Below are 17,838 nucleotides of genomic sequence, written 5' to 3'. Positions count from 1 at the left end.
GAACGAAAATGAAAAAGTTAATAATAAGAACGATATGCTTTACATTGCCCTGGTTGGGATTCAGTGCATGTAACGATTTTCTGGACGAAAGACCTCAGTCCGACTTTACCCAGGAGGGTAGCGAGGCCGGGGCGCTGGTATCGGAGTATCTCTCCATTTCAGATGCGCAAGCCGAGTTGCAGGGCGCTTACAACAGTTTCAAGAACGACATTTATCAGCTCGAGAACTATACGATCAACGACATTCAGTCCGACAACTGCTATGCCGGTAGCGACGGTGTGTACGATATAGAAGAAGACCTGCTCAAAATCACGGCTACCAACTACAAGGTTTCGCTGGTATGGTCGCAATATCTGGCCATGGCCGGTTCTGCTACGAATGTAATCGAGAACGTGAAGCTAATGACTCCCGAGTCGGCTACCGAAGCCGAGAAAAACAAGGTGATGGCCGAAGCCAAGTTTATCCGAGCCTGGGCCTACTTCGATATGGTGCGCCTGTGGGGCGGATTGCCTATGGTCCTGCAGTTGATACCCACCATTACGGCCGATAACCTCGACACCTGGTACCCGGTGATGTATCCGGCACGCAGTACCGAAGATGAGGTATATAAACAGATATTGGAAGACCTCGACGAAGAGGGTACCATACAGTATCTCGACAGCAAGAGCGTGGGTGCATTCCAGGCCACCAAAGGTGCTGCCTATGGTTTGTTGTCGAAGGTGTGGGCTACCATGGGTCCCAAAGAGAGCCGCGACTACAACAAGGTAGTGGAGTATGCCGACAAGACTATCGCCGAGGGGTATCAACTGGTAAGCAACTTTGACGACTTGTGGAACCCCGACAACAAGTTTACTACCGAGAGTATCTTCGAGGTTTACTATACCGCCGATTCGCCCAACTGGGCCTACTGGTGTCTGTTGAAGGAGGACGACGGCTCGGTAACCTGGCGTCGCTACTGTACCCCTACGCACGACCTGCTGGCCAAGTTCGACACCGAGAAGGATGTACGCTACACCTCGAGCATTCTGTGGAAAGAGGCTCCGTACGACACCTATTTCCCGGCCGACAACTATCCCTTCTCCTACAAGATTCGCGAGAAGAACTCCGATATTATCCTGATGCGTCTGGCCGATATTCTGTTGATGAAGGCCGAGGCTTTGGTCGAGCTGAACCAGGTTTCCGACGCTATTGTCATCGTCAATCGCATTCGCGAGCGTGCCGGTTTCGGCCCCTCGTCATTGGATGTAAACATGTCGCAGGCCGATGCCCGTCTGGCTGTGGAGAACGAGCGCCAGCTCGAGCTCTATATGGAGGCTCAGCGGTGGTACGACTTGTTGAGAAACGACCGTATGCTCGATGTCATGCGCAAGCATAAGGACGAGAAAGGTCAGTATATCTTCAGCGACCTGCAATCGTTCAGAGAGAAGTGGCCTGTGCCGCAGGAGGAAATCGACAAGAACAACAACCTTACGCAAAATGAAGGGTATTAACCTATTGTTTAATGTTTTGATAATAGTACGATTATGAAATTTAGCAATCATATATTTACATTCTTGTGCTGTGCATCTGTCCTCCTGACAGCATGCGAAGATGGCACGGGCCGTGTGGTCTATCCCTATTCCTGCCCCGAGATGTCGGAGGTCGACCTGTCGTCTACCGAATATGTCATGGCCAACGATACTCTCTATTTCTCGGTCGATATTAAGGATGAGCAGACCCCGCTTTCGACCCTCGAGGTTTCGCTGACTTCGGGCGAAGAGTCGATTTTTACCGAGTCGATACGTACCAAGGGCATGTCGGCATCGATTCAGAATCATGGAATCTTTATCCCCTTTACCGCCGGTCTGGAAGACAACAAGGAGGCCCGGCTTACCCTCACGGCTATCAACGTAGAGGGTAGCGAAGTTTCCCGGAACTTCGATCTCAAGATTCGGCGTCCCGAATTGCCCGAAACCATGTATCTGCACATCGAGGAGCAGGTGATTCCCATGAAACGTCAGGCCGATAATCCCTATTTGTATGCTACGGAGACGGGCAGCTACATCACCCAGTTTACCGGCAAAGTATCGACGAGTGAGTCGCTCGAAGATTCGGAGCTGATATGGGGCTACTCCGAAACGGCCAACTATGCCGAGTTGTCGAGTGCGACGGGGGTAGGCTTCACCTTTGACTATCAAGGCTGGGAAATCGAACAGATTACTTTCGATGTCATGACTTTCAAGGTGGGCGCTATCGGTGAGTATCAGGTGTTTACAATCGACGGCGTAGAGCTCGAAGCCAGTGCGGGCTATTATCGGGCGGCTATCCAGTTTACTCAGGGTGCCGAGGTCGAAGTAACCGGCTTTGAGGATCTCGCCAATGCCTACAACCGCGACTTCTTCGAGTACAATGCCGAGACCGGCAAACTCACCTTCTTGCGCGAGAGCGGCAAGTGGGAGGTATACTACTCGAGCAAGTATAACTACATGTGGGTAATGCGTCTCGACGATGAGGCTCCTGTAGCCTACTGGCTGGTAGGTCATGGCTTTACATCGGCTCCGGTTTGGAACGACGACTACAATACGGGCGGTTGGGATACCGAGGATGTGTCGCGTCTGGGCTATGTGGTCAAGATTGCCGATAATACCTACCAAACGACTCTCTATCTGAGCAATACCCACGAATGGGAGTCGTTCGAAATCGAGATTTACAGCGACCGGTTGTGGAACAAAACGCTGGGTATGGAGCTGAAAGAGGGCTCTATTACGGGCGATGCCACGGGATTTGCCGTCTCGATGTCCAACGGCTTTACCAACACGGCCGACTTTGTGCCGGGCTATTACCGCCTGACCTTCGATACCTCGGGCGGAGTTGGTAACGAAAAGATGAATGTAGAGCGATTGTCCGATTGAGATCGGCTCGAAAATATTACGTGCTGAATAGGTAAATTTTAGATGAGGAGAGACGAGACGAATGTATCCTTTCCCGGTGCATTCGTCTCTATCTCTCTGTTTAGCTCCTGCTCTGCCGGGCGGGTAAAAGGTTCATCAAATGCTTATGATTATGAAAAAATGGATTTTATATTCGGTCGCAACCGTTTCGCTGTGGTGTTCGTGCACTACTTCTCACAAGGGCGAGGCTCCGGTTGCACTGGTCTGGGAAAACGGGGTATACGATGCTTCGACCCAGATGTATCGTCATCGGTTTGTTGTCAGAAATAAGACCGACCGGGAACTGGCGGGCGATTGGGAAATCTTTTATTCCCAGTTGCCGGTACGTGTCGCCAACGATTCGACATCACCGGTTTGTATTACGGCCGTGAATGCCAACTATTATAAAATGGCTCCGACCGACCGGTATCGGAATATCCCGCCGCACGATTCGCTGGTGGTCGTCTATTATGCCGATAGCCGGGCTGTCAACCTGTCGCGGCAACCCGAGGGATGCTACTGGGTAGCAAAGGGGCAGGATACTCCGCTCCCGGTCGAGTTGGCAATCGTTCCGTTCTCCGATCGGGAACGTATGGGCGATCTCTCGGCTGAGGCTATTTATCGTCGCAATGCCAGTTATGCCTGCCCGTTTGATTCGACGGCTCCGGCCGTGTTGCCATCGGTCAAGCAGGCGGTTGCGAAGGGGGGCCGGGTATCGGTCCCTGCCGAGGTATCACTGCTGTATAATCAAGAGTTGGTCGATGAGGCACGTCTGTTGCAAGAGAAGCTGGAGCAGGAGTATGGAATAGCTGTCACCGAGGGTGCTTCGATGCACATCGAGCTTGACCTGGCAGCCGCTGGCCATACATGCAACCCCGAACAGTATAGGCTGGACATAGACGATCGCCAGATTGCTGTCGTGGGGGATACGCCGCACGGCGTATTCAACGGTATACAGACTCTCCTGGCCTTGCTGAGGGGAAATAGCCATACTCTCGACCGGCAAACGATTATCGATTATCCCGATTTGTCCTATCGCGGCTTCATGCTCGATGTGTCGCGCAACTTTATTCCGGCTGCCGATGTGAAACGCTGGATCGATATTCTGTCGTCTTACAAGATCGATGTGCTGCATCTGCATTTGACCGACGATGAAGGTTGGCGTATCGAGATTCCCGGTTTGGAAGAGCTGACTGCGGTCGGTGGCCATCGGGGTCATACGACCGACGAGTCGACCTGCCTATACCCGGGTTACGACGGCTCCTATTCGGTTACGGAGGGTACGGGTAACGGCTATTATACTCGCGACGAGTTTGTCGACTTGTTGCGTTATGCAGCACGCCGGCATGTGACGGTAGTCCCCGAAGTCGAGGCTCCGGGCCATGCTCGTGCAGCTATTGTGGCTATGAAAGCCCGTTATCGCAAGTATGCCGGTACCGACGAAGCGAAAGCTCGAGAATACCTGTTGAGCGAGCCGGGCGATACGTCGAAATACGTGTCGGCCCAGTCTTATACCGACAATGTTATCAACGTGGCTTTGCCGTCGACCTATGCCTTTATGGAGAAGGTGGTGACCGAAATCGCGGCCATGTATGCCGAGGCTGGTGTAGCGTTGCATACGATACACCTGGGTGGCGACGAAGTTCCCGAGGGGGCCTGGTTGGGTTCGGCAGCTTGTGCCAAACTCATGCGCGACAATCGGATGGAGGGCCCTCACGACCTGTTTGAATATTTTTACAGCCGCATGGCCGGCCTGGTAGAGGCGCAAGGCGTGAAGCTGGCGGCCTGGCAAGAGGCTGCCCTGCACAACCGGGCGACGACCGACAGTCGGTTGAAACAGGTGGCCAGCAACATCTATTGCTGGAACACGGTGCCCGAATGGGGTGGCGACGAGATTCCCTATCGGATAGCCAATAAGGGGTATCCCGTAGTGCTGTGCAACGTAAACAATTTCTATATGGACCTGGCTTATAGCTCTCACTACGAAGAGCGGGGACACTCCTGGGCCGGGTATGTCGACGAGGTGAAGTCGTTCTCGATGTTGCCTTTCTCGATATACCGTTCGGCTCGATGCGACCTGCACGACAATCCGGTCGATTTGGACCGGGCCGACGAGGGGAAAACCCGGTTGGACAGTCTGTCGAAAATCGTGGGTGTGCAGGCTCAGTTGTTCTCCGAGACGGTGCGTGGACCTCAATGGGCCGAGTACTATATCTTCCCCAAGATTCTCGGTCTGGTAGAGCGCGGGTGGAATGCGCATCCGCGTTGGGAGAGCTTACGGGGCGAGGTCGAGCAGCAAGCCTTCTGCCAAGATGTGTCTCGTTTCTACCGGCAGTTGGATATGCAGGAATATCCCTACCTGATTCATTCCGGGGTAAATGTGCGGTTGCCTCACGTAGGGTTGTGTGTAATCGACGGCCGTCTCTACGCCAACAGTCCGTTGTCGTCGGCCGTGATTCGCTATACTACCGACGGCAGCGAGCCCGGCACTCAATCGACCGTGTGGCGGGGCCCGGTAGTCTATCCTGCGGGCTGTGTGGTCAAGGCTCGGCTGTACTATTTAGGAAAAGAGAGTGTAACAACTGTTTTGTTCCCGACCGATACGAAGTCGGATAAATAAAAAAGAAAAGGTTATGAAAAGATACATAGTGTGTTTGTGTGTGATTAGTGTACTGAGTTGGGGCTCCGTGGCCTCTTCATGTTCCGAGTCGCAAAATGATCTCTCCCGGCCGGTAAACGCTGCTTCGATAGCGTTTATTCCGCAACCGCAATCGGTCATCTACGACGGGGGTGGTATGGTTGTGCCTTCGTCGGTATCGGTAAGCGACGAGTTGACCGGCGGGCCCTATGCCTTGTTGGAGTCGACCGTAACTTCGTTGGGGGGCGAATTGGTTCGGCAGTCTGGCGGCCAGGCCTTTATTCGGCTTGTGGCCAATGCTTCGCTACAAGACGAGGAGTATAAGATAAAGACAACGCTCGACGGCATTACCCTCGAGTATGCGTCGTCACGAGGACTGTTGTGGGGTGTCCAGACCCTGCGTCAAATCTTGCTCCAGAGTTCGGCTTATGAAGGTGGCGGGCGTGTGGTACCATTGCTCACGTTATCCGATAAACCCGAAAAGAGTTGGCGGGGATTCCATATCGACGTAGCTCGTCATGCTTTTACCATCGACTATCTGAAGAAGGTAATCGATATGCTTTCGTTCTACAAAATCAACAAGTTGCAGATGCACTTGACCGACGACCAGGGTTGGCGCATGGAGATTAAGCGATACCCCGAACTGATGACAATAGGCGCCTGGCGCGAGTTCGACGAGTACGACAAGCGTTGTCAGGAGCTGGCCCAGACCGACGCCTCGTTTGTAATCGACACCCGCTTCATTCGCAACAACAGCGAATATGGGGGCTATTATACCCAGGAGGAGCTGTCGCAGTTGGTCGCATACGCTTCGGAGCGCGGTATCGAGATTATTCCCGAAATCGATATGCCGGGCCATTTCTCGGCGGCTATTCGGGCGTTTCCCAGTCTCTCCTGTACCAACGAGGCCGGCTGGGGGACCGAATTTTCATATCCCATCTGTGTAGGGAAGCCCGAGACCTATGAATTTTTGAAGAATATTCTGGACGAGGTGCTGAGTGTATTCCCGAGCGAATATATCCACATCGGAGCCGACGAGGTGGAGAAAGATAACTGGAAGAGTTGCCCTTATTGCCAGCAGATGATTCGCGACAAGGGGCTGATGAATGAGACCGAGTTGCAGAACTATTTTGTAGAACAGATGTCGGATTATGTCAAGAGCAAGGGGCGCAAGGTGATGGCTTGGGACGACGCCTTTTACAAGAACAGGCCGCTGGACTTGCTCTATACCTACTGGCGCGACTGGGAGTCGCAGCAGCCGGCCGATATTACCCAGAGCGGACATCCGCTGATATTTATGGAGTGGGGCCGTTTCTATTTGAGCGGGAACTCCTCTGACGAGTCGTTGAAGTCGCTCTACGAGTTTACCTTCGAGCCTCAGTTCCCCGGCATTGTACAGTCGCAGGTCCAGGGTTTCCAGGCTTGTGTGTGGACCGAAATGATACCCAACGAGCGCAAGTTCGGACAACACGTCTTCCCGGCATGTCAGGCATTCAGCGAAGTGGCTTGGGGAAGCAAGCGCGATTGGAGCCGGTTCACGAAAAACTTGCCGTGGCACTTGCAATGGCTCACCCGAAACGGATTGCATTACAGAACTCCCGGCTTTATCAAATAGAATGAATGACCCGTTAAAAAAAGAGAGATGATGAAAACCGAACGGTTAATGTCGTTAGATGTGTTACGGGGTATCACGGTGGCCGGTATGATTCTGGTCAATAACCCCGGCGATTGGGGGCATATCTATGCCCCGCTGAAACATGCCGAGTGGAACGGGCTTACGCCCACCGACCTGGTGTTCCCGTTTTTTATGTTTGTAATGGGTGTCTCCATGTGCTTTTCGTTCCGGAAATTCGATTACCGGCCTACTCGGGAGTTTGTGGTCAAGCTGGTTAAGCGTACGGCCATTCTGTTCCTTCTGGGTGTAGCTCTTTCGTGGGTTTCGCTCGTGCTGTCGCGATGGATGTCGCCCGAGGGAACGATGTCGTGGAGCCAGATACTTTTCCCCTTCGAGCAGGTGCGCGTCTGGGGCGTATTGCAACGCCTGGCACTCTCTTACTTTTTTGCTTCCCTGCTGGTGGTTACGGTGCGTAACAGGCGGGTGCTGGGCTGTGTCGTAGCCGGTATTTTGCTGCTCTATGGGCTGGTCTTGGCCTGGGGGCATGGATTTGAATTGTCTACGGCCAATGTGATAGCCGTCGTCGACCGTACATTGGTAGGCGAGAGTCACATGTATCTCGAGTGGCTGCCCGACGGGGGGCGCATCAGGTTCGACCCCGAGGGGCTTGTCAGCACGTTGCCGGGTATTGCGCATGTGTTGATAGGATTCTTTTGCGGACGTCTTTTGTTGAGCTCGAAATCCTTGAACGAGAAGATGGCCGACCTGGCCGTGGCGTGTGCCGCACTGCTCATCGTCGGGTTCTTGCTGGGGTATGGTTGCCCGATCAACAAAAAGGTGTGGAGCCCGTCGTATGTACTGGTTACCTGTGGTTTTGCCATGCTCACCCTCATCTTGCTGATGTGGATTATCGATGTGCGCAAGATGCAACGCTGGACCTATCCGTTCCGGGCATTCGGGTGCAATCCGTTGTTTATCTATGTCTTTGCCAGTTTCCTGGCCATTGTGCTGGAGACGATTCCCTGCGGCGGCTTGTCGGTTAAGGATCAGGTGTACATGTGGATAGCCGGGTGGGCCGTCGTGCCTCAGTTGGCGTCGCTCATCTATGCACTGGTGTATGTGGCTTTCAACGGATTACTGGCCTGTGTGCTGCTGAAAAAAGAGATATTTATCAAGGTGTAACACCTGGAAGTCGAGTATCCTTTGGGTAGTTGTATTAAAATAGCGGCTAAATTTTAATAAAAAAGTGAGCCGTGTATATGTTTTTTAAGTTTGTAGATAGAGGTAGTCGCTAAAAATGTTTATCTTTGCGGTAGAATTTACTAACCAATAATTTATAATAAGATGGTAAGCTACAAAGAATTAGGATTGGTAAACACCAGAGAGATGTTTGCCAAGGCTATCAAAGGCGGATATGCTATCCCTGCTTTCAACTTCAACAACATGGAACAGATGCAGGCAATTATCCAAGCAGCCGTAGAAACGAAATCGCCTGTGATTCTGCAAGTATCGAAAGGCGCTCGTAATTATGCCAACCAGACGTTGCTCCGTTATATGGCACAAGGCGCCGTAGAATACGCCAAAGAGTTGGGTTGCGAACATCCTCAAATCGTGTTGCACCTCGACCACGGCGATTCGTTCGAATTGTGCAAATCGTGTATCGACACAGGTTTCTCTTCGGTGATGATCGACGGTTCTCACCTGCCTTACGAAGAGAATGTAGCCCTCACGAAAAAAGTAGTTGACTATGCACACCAGTTCGATGTAACCGTTGAAGGTGAGCTGGGCGTTCTCGCCGGTGTTGAGGATGAGGTTTCGGCCGAACACCACACCTACACCAACCCCGAAGAGGTTATCGACTTCGCACACCGCACGGGTTGCGACTCGCTGGCTATCTCGATCGGTACTTCGCACGGTGCCTACAAGTTCAAACCCGAGCAATGCCACGTAGACCCCGCTACGGGTCGTCTGGTACCTCCTCCCTTGGCATTCGACGTTCTCGACGCCGTTATGGAGAAACTCCCGGGCTTCCCCATCGTACTGCACGGCTCTTCGTCGGTTCCCCAAGAAGAGGTCGACACCATCAACAAATACGGAGGCAAACTCGAAGCTGCTATCGGTATCCCCGAAGAGGAGCTGCGTAAAGCTGCCAAATCGGCCGTTTGCAAAATCAACATCGACTCCGATAGCCGTTTGGCCATGACCGCTGCTATCCGCAAGGTATTCGCTACGAATCCTGCCGAGTTCGATCCTCGTAAATACCTGGGTCCGGCTCGTGAAAACATGAAGAAACTCTACATTCACAAAATCGAGAATGTATTGGGTAGCGCCGGCAAACTCTAATCGATAGTTCGAATAGGCTTTATAAAGGCCGCCGATTTCCGTCAGGGAGATCGGCGGTTTTTTTTTCACTTAGGGGCAAGAGGACAGAGTTGCGGTAGGTCTGATGACACCGGCACATGTCTCGTCCGTTGGGCAAGAATGAGAGATTGCTTGGGTCGGGGAGTGTGTGAGGATTTAAAAAAAAAGTTCTGCCGGAATCTCGATATCATAAAAAAAGGGGACTGATAGTATAACGATTCACATCGTTGTTTTTTCCGGCAGAACTGTATAGATATTCAGTAAAAAATATTTCGCATCTTTTTTCGCTCTTTCCTTTTATTGAAAGGGAGTATCGCGATTTTGAATCCGAGACAAAGGTAGTATTTTCAAATGATAAAACAAAATTATATTTGGATTCTGTGCATGAATAAAAATTTTTTCTTTCCTCGTCGGGACGGCCTTTTACGGAGGATTCACCCCAACCGGGAGAGGTGTATCTAAATAATTGTCACTCCCTTATCGCGGGCGTTATCGGCCCGATGGAATCGGTATAATCGCTTGTCTGCGTTAATAAGAAAATACAAGTGTTTTGTAATTTTATATTTTGGGAGCGCTTGTAGGCTGCTTGGCGAGGACTTCGGTGATTCTTTTCCCGGTCTCCTCGTATAGCCACAGGGCCTTGGGCAGATGAACGACCCGGGGAGGAATGGGGGTGTGTTTCCGCTTTTTGAATATTTCGCCGGTGACGCCATAGGCTTCGGGGGCGGTGGCGGCATAGAGGGCTCCTGACGCTCCCTCTTGCGGGGTGCTGATGAAGGGGCGGAAGAACCGGTTGGCCAGCGGGTCGACCCACGAGTGCATGGTGATCATGTCGGTGTCGACTACGCCCGGGTCGGCGGCATTGACCCAGATGCCCCGCGGGCGAAGCTCCTGGGCCAGGCGTGCGGTATAGAGGGTGAGGGCGAGTTTCGACTTGCTGTATGCCTCGAACCGTTTGTACTTGTGCGGCGGTGCCCCGAAGAAGGTATCGTCGATTTTGCCGATGTAGCGGGTGAGCGAGGTGGTGGTGACGATGCGGCTGCCGGGGTGCATGAGGGGGAGCAGCATGCGGGTGAGCAGTACGGTGCCTATGTAGTTGACCCCGATGGTCGACTCGAAGCCGTCGGCCGTTTGGCTGTAATGCTGGTTCATGACGCCGGCATTGTTGAGTAGCGCCTGTATCGAGATGGACTCTTGCGACAGGTGTTCGGCAAAACTGATAATCGAGGCAAACGAGGCGAGGTCGAGCGGCAGCAGGGTGATGTCGGTATTGCCCGTCTTTTCGATGATGCGCTGTTGCACGGGTTGCGATTTGGCCAGATTGCGGCAGGCCATGATTACGGGCTGCCCTTGTGCAGCGATGGCCTCGGTGAGAGCCTGCCCTATGCTGCCGTTGGCTCCGGTGATGATGTAATACTCTTTATTCATCGAGCATGCGGTGTTTGACTATGAGACGTACCCGGGTGGGCATGACGGCCGCCAGCGGGATGAGCAGGCGGTTGAACAGGCCCGGGATGAGTTGTTTTTTCCCTCGGAAGAGGGCGTTGAGAGCTTTTCGCACGAGGCGTTCGGGAGTCATGAGTACCCCGAGCCGTACCCCCAGTTTCAACAGCCGGGGCGGCAGGCCGTACAGCCCGGTGGCTACTCCGCCGGGACATACGACGGTGGCATGCACGCCATAGTCGTGCAGTTCGCAGGCCAGGGCCCGGGTGAATACCCGTATGTAGGCTTTGGTAGCCGTGTAGAGGGCGATGCCGGGATAGGGTGTCCAGCACGAGAGCGACGACATGTTGAGCAGATAGCCGCGGCGACGGGCGCACATGTCGGCGGCAAACAGTCGCGACAGCCGGGTGACGGTGCCGATGTGCAGCTGCAGCATGGTCTCGATTTTGGCCGGGTCGGTGCGGGCAACCTCGCGGAAGGAGAAGATGCCGGCGTTGTTGATGAGAATGTCGATGGTCAGCTCCTTCTCCCAGCAATAGCGATAGAGTTCGTTGGCTGCTTCGGGGCGGGCCAGGTCCATGCAGAGGGTCTCGACCGGCACCCGATAGTCGTTGGCAATGCGGGCCGCTTCGCGCTCGAGGTCGTCGCGGTCGATGCTCACCATCACGAGGGCGGCTCCCCAGGCTGCCAGTTGCCGGGCAAACTCGAGGCCGATGCCCGAGCTGGCGCCGGTCACGAGGGCCGTGCCCGGTGCAAGATCTCTATTTCGCATCATGGCGGTGTATCCTTTCTATCTCTTTGACGATGCAGGGGGGCAGCTGCCCTTCGAGGTGTTTGTGACAGGCCATCTCGATGGAGTACATGCGGGCTATGCAGTAGTTGGTGTGGTCGCATCCGCAGCGCACCTCCTCTTCGTTTTTCATGCGGTTGACAAAGTCGGGTTCGTTGATGAGGGCACGTCCCATCTGCACAAACTCGAATCCGTGGTCGAGCACCTTGTCGATGGTGGGTCGCGATACTAGACCGCCCACGTAGATGAGGGGGAGCCTGAGCGCTTCGCGGAACTTGAGGGCATCGTCGAGGAAGTAGGCTTCGCGGAAGGGAACGGTCGGAATCATGAACCGTCCGGCCAGCTTCACGCCGTATTTGAGCCACCACGTCTTCATGTAGTAGGTGAGGGTGGTGATGGGCATCTCGCCCCGCATCACATACATGGGGGCCTTGCTCACGAAACCGCCGCTCAATACCAGGGCATGGGCCCCCAGTTGCTCGAGCTCGCGGGCGATGAGGATGCCTTCGTCGATTTCGATGCCTCCTTTGAATCCGTCGCGCATGTTGGTCTTGACGATGACAGCCATGTCGTTACCGGCCGCCTTCATCACCTGCTCCATGCACATGCGCATGAAGCGCATGCGGTTGTCGAGCGAACCGCCGTACTCGTCGCGACGGTGGTTGGTATAGGGCGAGAGGAACTGGCTGATGAGGTAGCCGTGTCCGGCGTGAATCTCTACGGCATCGAATCCGGCATCGCGGGCGTTGTTGACCGCCTCGCCGAAGGCACGGGCCATCGCCTCGATTTCGTCCTTGTGCATGCCTCGTACGAAGGTGGGCGAGTAGAGGTTGAATCCGGTCGAGGCCGAGATGGGTATCTGCCCGGCCGTGCTGCGGTGCGACATGTTGCCGCAGTGTCCCAGCTGGATGGAGGCTTTGGCTCCCTCGGCATGAATGGCGTCGGTGATGCGGCGCAACGGTTTCACGATTTCGGGGCGCATCCACAACTGGTGTTTGAACGAGAGCCCGTTGCGGGTAACCGAGGCGTAGGCGAGCGTGGTCATACCTATGCCGCCGGCAGCCACGCTGCGGTGGTAGTCATACAGTTTTTGGGTAGGGGCGTTGTTGTCGCACATCCCTTCGAAGGCGGCCGACCGTATGGTGCGGTTGCGCAGGGTGACGGGCCCTATCGAGGCCGGTGTAAAGAGTATGGACTCTTTGGGAGCAGTATCGTTGTTCATGATTTCAATAGATGAAAGGGATTATCTTTTTACGTTTTTCGCGGGTAAATTCTTCGCCGAACTCCTGGGCGTAGCGTTTGTAGAGCGATGCCGAACGGGGAGCCAGGTTGGCAAAGGTCCACCAGGCAAAGACGGCACCGGCCCACGACCAGGTGAAGATGGCGAAGCCTACCCACTCGAGAAACTCGCCGAAGTAGTTGGCCGACGATACCCAGCGGAACATGCCGCCCCGCGGTATGTAGTGCTTGCGGTCGCCCGGCTTGCGCAGATGGCGTATGATGGAGTCGGACTGGATGTTGATGAACATGCCGGCCGCAAAGGCGATGACACCGATGATAAACTGAGGCGAGGTGAACCAGGCCGGGGTATAGTAGTCGAGCGGCGAGATGTAGAAAATCCAGCCGCCTTGCATGAAGGCGTTGAGCAGGTTGAAGACGATGCCCATGCTCACGATGCTGAGCGGCATGCGGCTGTTGCCCTTGATGAGGAAGGGGAAGATGAACGAGCGTTGGAAATAGTGCAACTCGAACAGCACCAGAAAGACGATGCGCACCGGGTCGTAGCGGTATTCGGCCGGAGCCAGCAGCCACAACACGAGCATGGCGACGAATACCGGTGCCTCCATCACCACCCACCCGATGCGGTTGGAGAGGGAGATTCCCCACTTGCGGTCGAAGAGCATGCCGTAGCCGGCACTTACGAAGTGGAGGGCGATGAACACGATGAGAGCCGTGACGGCCATCACGATCAGAAAGATATTGAATGTGGCGGTTTCCATGGGCGGTTGAAAAATGAATTGATTATTATATGTTTATCAATAGACAAAGATAGTAAAAGGTAAGGGCAGAGACAACTGGAAAACCAAGTTTTCAACATTTGACCATGTCGAACCCCCATCTTGTCTTTGAGTAACAAAGATAGTGAAAATCGGGGAGATACGTTTGCATTTAAATACTTTTCTTAAAAGCTCTGTATTTTTACATAAAGAAACATTTCCCCGCTTATTATAAGCGGAGAGAGAGGGTTTTGCATTCGAAACGGGTGGATAAATATTTAAAAATAGATAATTGCCCCGAATAAATCGACGGAGCGTTTAATTTTGCACCATCTGAATTTGTGAAAATGGATATGAAGAAGATGCAAAAAACAACACTGTGGATGGCTCTGTGCAGCCTGTTGTCGGTGAGCAGTGCCTATGCCCAGCGTGTAGAGCCGCTGCCTTTTGCCGATTTTGAACATTGGGTAACCCGCGAAATCAAAGAGTCGGCCCTGTTGGGAGGCAAGACCAAGACAGTCTATGCCATAGCTCCTACCCAACACATCAAGGGAAACAAAGCCTATCGGAACATGGGCGGTTCGCCCTGGGCTTCGTCGAATGTAATGGCCAACGTGATGGGGGTGGTGAAGACCAGTAATACCGTCCGCCCCGAGAAACGCGAGGGGGGAGGCACCTGTGCCCGCATGGAGACCGTGATTGAGGATTGCTGCGTGCTGGGCATGATGAATCTGCACGTGCTGGTGAGCGGCAGTATCTTCCTGGGCGAGGTCGACGAGCCTATCCGCTCGACCAACAGTCCGTACAGCAAGATGGAGATGGGTATCCCCTTTACCAAGCGACCCACCCGATTGATTTTCGATTACAAGTATCAGGCTTCGCCCGACAACTTCCGTACCCAGTCGACCGGTTTCAGCTCGCGCAAGCAGTTGCCCGGTCGCGACAATGGCGAGGTCTATATTCTGTTGCAGCACCGTTGGGAAGATGCCGACGGCAATGTGTACGCTCACCGGGTAGGTACCGGGCGTGAGCGCTACGGCAAGAGTACTGCCGGTTGGGTGAACGGCCATAGCCTTACCATTCACTATGGCGACATCACCGGCAAGCCCTTCTACAAATCGTACATGGGGCTTATTCCCGAAGAGAGTTCGTACTACTGCCGCAACAGCAAGGGCAAGATGGTGCCCGTAATCGAGGTGGGTTGGGGCAAGCCCGACGAGCCGGTTACGCACATGCTCGTGATGGCTTCGGCCACCTGCGGTACCGCCTATGTGGGCGGCTTGGGCAGTACCCTCTGGATCGACAATATCGCTCTGGGGTATTAGGCAAGCAAGTATTTATGGAAAGATAGAGGGCTCGAAGGATTGGATTCGGGCCCTTTTTTTGTGCCGGGTCAGTTCTGTTTGAAGATATAGACGATAACCCCTGTCTGGTTCGACGAGCGGTTGCTGCGTTCGAATCGCGAGCGGCGGGCGGCCGCTTCGGCCGAGGCCCGCAGTTTGGGGTTGGAGAAGGCGGTGCCTTCGCTGCCTTTGACGGTGGCGATGGCGCTGATGACCTGTCCCTGGGGGTTGACTGTAATCGAAATGGCTATGGTGCCGGCGTCGTTGCTGTTGTCGTATTGGGGATAGGGCAGGGAGCCAACCAGCCCGCGGCCGCCCAGGTTGTAGCCGCCGTAGCCGCCCACGCCGGTGAGTTCGCCGGTCGATGCGTTGCCGAAGGGGTTGCCCTGTGTGCCGCTGCCCTTGTCGCTGTCGCCGCGGCTGCCGTCGTTCGACACACCTTTGCCAAAGGCGTTCTTCACCTGATTGGCAATGCGGTCGTCCTTTTTGTTTTCCTGAACGGCCTTTTTCTTTTTATCCTCCTCTTTCTTCTTCTCGATTTGGATGCTCTCCTCGTCGGTCTGGGTTATCAGCTCGTCGTCGTTTTCGCGCGGTTGCTCGGCCTGTGGCCGCTGCGGCTCGGTGGCGTTCGACTCGAACATGCCCGAGGCTTCGTCGACCAGTCCCACTTGTACCAGCACGCCGCTGCCCGACCCCATGGGCTCGGGTCCCAGCAGGGTAAACCACAAGACGAGCAGCACTACCAGATGCACGGCAACGGTAGCGGCAATGGCTTGTATCTTATCTCTTTTCTGTGGTTCCATGGGTGGGGTGTTCGATTCTGTTTTTGAGGTGGTGTTCGGTTTACGGGTTACGCACCGGTTTGGTGGCCAGTACCATCTTCAGGTGGTTGTCGTTGGCGACATTGAGTATCTTGACAATCTCGCGATAGGGTACCGTCTCGTCGGCATAGAGGGCTATGTAGCGCTCGCTATCCTGCTGGGGCGTTTCGGCGAGCCGTTGCACCAGCTGATCGTAGGTAACGGGCTGCGGGGCCTCGTTGCCGAAAGCGATGTAGTAGTCGTTGTGCTCGTCGATTACTACCCGGGTGAGGGGCTTGGCTGCCGCCTGCTGGTTGCTTTGCGGCAGGTTCACCTTGATGGAGTTGGGAAAGACAATCGTCGAGGTAATCATAAAGAAGATGAGCAACAGAAAGATGACATCGGTCATCGATGCCATGCTGAATGTGGCCTCTATCTTGTGTCTTCGTTTCAGTGCCATGGTCGTGTCTCCCTCGGGTTATTCGGCCGGCTCGTTGAGCAGGTCCATAAATTCCATTGTCTTGGACTCGAGCTGGTTCATCACGCCGTCGACGCGCGACACCAGGTAGTTGTAGGCAAAGAGGGCGATGATGCCCACGATAAGGCCGGCTACGGTGGTGACCAGAGCCTCGTAGATACCGCCCGAGAGGGTGGAGATGTCGGCGTTGTTACCGGCCGAAGCCATGTTGTAGAAGGCTCGTACCATACCGGTTACGGTACCGAGGAATCCGATCATGGGAGCACCGGCTGCGGTGGTGGCGAGCCAGGGGAAACCCTTTTCGAGTTTGGCAATCTCGATGTTGCCCACGTTTTCGATGGCTACCAGTACGTCGTTCATGGGGCGACCCAGTCGCGAGATACCTTTGGCAATGAGGCGCGAGTAGGGGGTGTTGGTCTTCTTGCAGAGCTTCAGGGCACTGTCGATGTTCCCTTCGTGGATGTAGTCTTTGATGCGTTCCATGAACGAGTTGTCTTCACGGGCGGCACGTCGGATGACTTGCAGTCGCTCGACGAAGATATAGATCGAGAGTAGGGAGAGGAGCAACAGGGGTATCATGATGATTCCTCCCTTGCAGGCAAGGTCCCAGAGGTTCAAGTCGTTGGCGGCCTCGACCGGGGTAAGTACGGGAGGCGTCACGATTGTGTCGGTAGTTTGCAGAAGCAACGTAAGCAGATTCATGATATAGCGTTTAATCGGTTATTTCAAGCACTCTTTGTATTGTCTGATAGTCTCTTTCAACCCCAGGTAGAGGGCGTCGCAGATGAGGCAGTGGCCTATGGAGACCTCGCTCAGGAAGGGGATGCGTTCGTGAAGGAAGCGCAAGTTCTCGAGGTTGAGGTCGTGGCCGGCATTCACGCCCAGCCCCAGGCTGCGGGCATGTTCGGCTGCCTTGACAAAGGGAGCCACGGCAGCTTCGCGGTCTTGTGCGTAGTGCGCGGCATAGGGTTCGGTGTAGAGCTCTATTCGGTCGGTGCCGGTCTTGGCGGCATACTCGACCATCTCGAGGTCGGGCTCGACAAAAATCGAGGTGCGAATGTTGGCCGCCTTGCAGCGGTCGATAATCTTGGAGAGGAAGTCGAAGTGTGCCCGCGTGTCCCACCCGGCATTCGAGGTGATGACATTCTCGGCATCGGGCACCAGCGTCACCTGGTCGGGCTTCACCTTGAGTACCAGGTCGAGAAATTTTTCGGAGGGATATCCCTCGATATTGAACTCGGTGCTGACGGCCGGCCTCAGCTCGTACACGTCGGCATAGCGAATGTGCCGCTCGTCGGGGCGCGGGTGCACGGTGATGCCCTCGGCTCCAAAGGATTCGCAATCGAGCGTGACTTTCAATACATTCGGAATATTGCCGCCTCGTGCGTTGCGCAAGGTAGCTATTTTGTTGACATTAACACTTAACTTGGTCATTTTCTCTTTTTACCCTAATCGCTTTTTCCG

General features: G+C 54.4%; 15 protein-coding genes. 7 read left to right on the top strand and 8 right to left on the bottom strand.

Annotated elements, in window-relative coordinates:
* Window positions 1–8 precede the first annotated feature (8 nt).
* From ABGT88_RS13600 to ABGT88_RS13575, 6 genes are all read left to right on the top strand, one after another.
* Window positions 9–1,490 carry a RagB/SusD family nutrient uptake outer membrane protein gene (locus tag ABGT88_RS13600; protein ID WP_087409240.1) on the top strand — a complete coding sequence of 494 codons (1,482 nt, stop codon included), beginning with the start codon at window positions 9–11 and terminating at the stop codon, window positions 1,488–1,490.
* Window positions 1,491–1,523: 33 nt separating this feature from the next.
* Complete coding sequence (locus ABGT88_RS13595) at window positions 1,524–2,891, top strand: DUF5016 domain-containing protein (RefSeq protein WP_087409241.1); 1,368 nt, start codon at window positions 1,524–1,526, stop codon at window positions 2,889–2,891.
* Window positions 2,892–3,042: 151 nt separating this feature from the next.
* Entirely contained in the window at window positions 3,043–5,529 is a 2,487-nt protein-coding gene (locus ABGT88_RS13590) for a family 20 glycosylhydrolase (protein WP_346702651.1), read from the top strand.
* Window positions 5,530–5,542: 13 nt separating this feature from the next.
* On the top strand, window positions 5,543–7,162 hold the full coding sequence (locus ABGT88_RS13585; RefSeq protein WP_346702649.1) for a beta-N-acetylhexosaminidase: 1,620 nt from the start codon (window positions 5,543–5,545) through the stop codon (window positions 7,160–7,162).
* 27 nt (window positions 7,163–7,189) lie between these two features.
* On the top strand, window positions 7,190–8,344 hold the full coding sequence (locus tag ABGT88_RS13580) for an acyltransferase family protein (protein WP_258326731.1): 1,155 nt from the start codon (window positions 7,190–7,192) through the stop codon (window positions 8,342–8,344).
* Between the two features lie 162 nt (window positions 8,345–8,506).
* Window positions 8,507–9,505, top strand: a complete 999-nt coding sequence (locus ABGT88_RS13575) for a class II fructose-bisphosphate aldolase (protein ID WP_346702646.1) — start codon at window positions 8,507–8,509, stop codon at window positions 9,503–9,505.
* A gap of 576 nt (window positions 9,506–10,081) precedes the next feature.
* Here the strand turns inward: ABGT88_RS13575 and ABGT88_RS13570 are convergent.
* The 4 genes from ABGT88_RS13570 to ABGT88_RS13555 are packed head-to-tail and all read right to left on the bottom strand — an operon-like array spanning window position 10,082 to window position 13,756.
* Complete coding sequence (locus tag ABGT88_RS13570) at window positions 10,082–10,951, bottom strand: SDR family NAD(P)-dependent oxidoreductase (RefSeq protein ID WP_087409246.1); 870 nt, start codon at window positions 10,949–10,951, stop codon at window positions 10,082–10,084.
* Window positions 10,944–11,741, bottom strand: a complete 798-nt coding sequence (locus tag ABGT88_RS13565) for an SDR family oxidoreductase (protein WP_258326727.1) — start codon at window positions 11,739–11,741, stop codon at window positions 10,944–10,946. The genes ABGT88_RS13570 and ABGT88_RS13565 overlap by 8 nt, the downstream gene beginning before the upstream one ends.
* On the bottom strand, window positions 11,728–12,978 hold the full coding sequence (locus tag ABGT88_RS13560) for an NADH:flavin oxidoreductase (protein WP_298662785.1): 1,251 nt from the start codon (window positions 12,976–12,978) through the stop codon (window positions 11,728–11,730). The genes ABGT88_RS13565 and ABGT88_RS13560 overlap by 14 nt, the downstream gene beginning before the upstream one ends.
* A gap of 4 nt (window positions 12,979–12,982) precedes the next feature.
* Complete coding sequence (locus ABGT88_RS13555) at window positions 12,983–13,756, bottom strand: DUF1295 domain-containing protein (RefSeq protein WP_346702643.1); 774 nt, start codon at window positions 13,754–13,756, stop codon at window positions 12,983–12,985.
* Window positions 13,757–14,115: 359 nt separating this feature from the next.
* On the opposite strand from ABGT88_RS13555, the gene ABGT88_RS13550 reads away from it, so the two are divergent.
* A complete protein-coding gene (locus tag ABGT88_RS13550) occupies window positions 14,116–15,078 on the top strand; it encodes a PCMD domain-containing protein (protein WP_346702641.1) in 963 nt (320 codons plus the stop codon).
* Window positions 15,079–15,146: 68 nt separating this feature from the next.
* Here the strand turns inward: ABGT88_RS13550 and ABGT88_RS13545 are convergent, their stop codons facing one another.
* The 4 genes from ABGT88_RS13545 to ABGT88_RS13530 are packed head-to-tail and all read right to left on the bottom strand — an operon-like array spanning window position 15,147 to window position 17,808.
* Window positions 15,147–15,899: a hypothetical protein gene (locus tag ABGT88_RS13545; protein WP_087409250.1), complete on the bottom strand. Its 753-nt coding sequence runs from the start codon at window positions 15,897–15,899 to the stop codon at window positions 15,147–15,149.
* Window positions 15,900–15,939: 40 nt separating this feature from the next.
* Window positions 15,940–16,356, bottom strand: a complete 417-nt coding sequence (locus ABGT88_RS13540; RefSeq protein ID WP_087409251.1) for a biopolymer transporter ExbD — start codon at window positions 16,354–16,356, stop codon at window positions 15,940–15,942.
* An 18-nt stretch (window positions 16,357–16,374) separates the two neighbouring features.
* Window positions 16,375–17,076, bottom strand: a complete 702-nt coding sequence (locus ABGT88_RS13535; RefSeq protein WP_087409252.1) for a MotA/TolQ/ExbB proton channel family protein — start codon at window positions 17,074–17,076, stop codon at window positions 16,375–16,377.
* Window positions 17,077–17,094: 18 nt separating this feature from the next.
* A complete protein-coding gene (locus ABGT88_RS13530; RefSeq protein WP_087409253.1) occupies window positions 17,095–17,808 on the bottom strand; it encodes a pyridoxine 5'-phosphate synthase in 714 nt (237 codons plus the stop codon).
* Window positions 17,809–17,838: the final 30 nt, after the last annotated feature.

This window comes from Barnesiella sp. An22, assembly GCF_963931395.1.
GTDB classification, from domain to species: Bacteria; Bacteroidota; Bacteroidia; order Bacteroidales; family Barnesiellaceae; genus Barnesiella; species Barnesiella merdigallinarum.
This window is presented reverse-complemented; position numbering and strand designations above follow the sequence as displayed.

Excerpts from the sequence above, each read along its gene's own strand:
- ABGT88_RS13570 (WP_087409246.1), bottom strand. The coding sequence starts at position 10,951 with ATGAATAAAGAGTATTACATCATCACCGGAGCCAACGGCAGCATAGGG.
- ABGT88_RS13560 (WP_298662785.1), bottom strand. The coding sequence starts at position 12,978 with ATGAACAACGATACTGCTCCCAAAGAGTCCATACTCTTTACACCGGCC.
- ABGT88_RS13575 (WP_346702646.1), top strand. The coding sequence starts at position 8,507 with ATGGTAAGCTACAAAGAATTAGGATTGGTAAACACCAGAGAGATGTTT.
- ABGT88_RS13545 (WP_087409250.1), bottom strand. The coding sequence starts at position 15,899 with ATGGAACCACAGAAAAGAGATAAGATACAAGCCATTGCCGCTACCGTT.
- ABGT88_RS13535 (WP_087409252.1), bottom strand. The coding sequence starts at position 17,076 with ATGAATCTGCTTACGTTGCTTCTGCAAACTACCGACACAATCGTGACG.
- ABGT88_RS13555 (WP_346702643.1), bottom strand. The coding sequence starts at position 13,756 with ATGGAAACCGCCACATTCAATATCTTTCTGATCGTGATGGCCGTCACG.
- ABGT88_RS13595 (WP_087409241.1), top strand. The coding sequence starts at position 1,524 with ATGAAATTTAGCAATCATATATTTACATTCTTGTGCTGTGCATCTGTC.
- ABGT88_RS13550 (WP_346702641.1), top strand. The coding sequence starts at position 14,116 with ATGCAAAAAACAACACTGTGGATGGCTCTGTGCAGCCTGTTGTCGGTG.
- ABGT88_RS13565 (WP_258326727.1), bottom strand. The coding sequence starts at position 11,741 with ATGATGCGAAATAGAGATCTTGCACCGGGCACGGCCCTCGTGACCGGC.
- ABGT88_RS13590 (WP_346702651.1), top strand. The coding sequence starts at position 3,043 with ATGAAAAAATGGATTTTATATTCGGTCGCAACCGTTTCGCTGTGGTGT.
- ABGT88_RS13585 (WP_346702649.1), top strand. The coding sequence starts at position 5,543 with ATGAAAAGATACATAGTGTGTTTGTGTGTGATTAGTGTACTGAGTTGG.
- ABGT88_RS13600 (WP_087409240.1), top strand. The coding sequence starts at position 9 with ATGAAAAAGTTAATAATAAGAACGATATGCTTTACATTGCCCTGGTTG.
- ABGT88_RS13540 (WP_087409251.1), bottom strand. The coding sequence starts at position 16,356 with ATGGCACTGAAACGAAGACACAAGATAGAGGCCACATTCAGCATGGCA.
- ABGT88_RS13580 (WP_258326731.1), top strand. The coding sequence starts at position 7,190 with ATGATGAAAACCGAACGGTTAATGTCGTTAGATGTGTTACGGGGTATC.
- ABGT88_RS13530 (WP_087409253.1), bottom strand. The coding sequence starts at position 17,808 with ATGACCAAGTTAAGTGTTAATGTCAACAAAATAGCTACCTTGCGCAAC.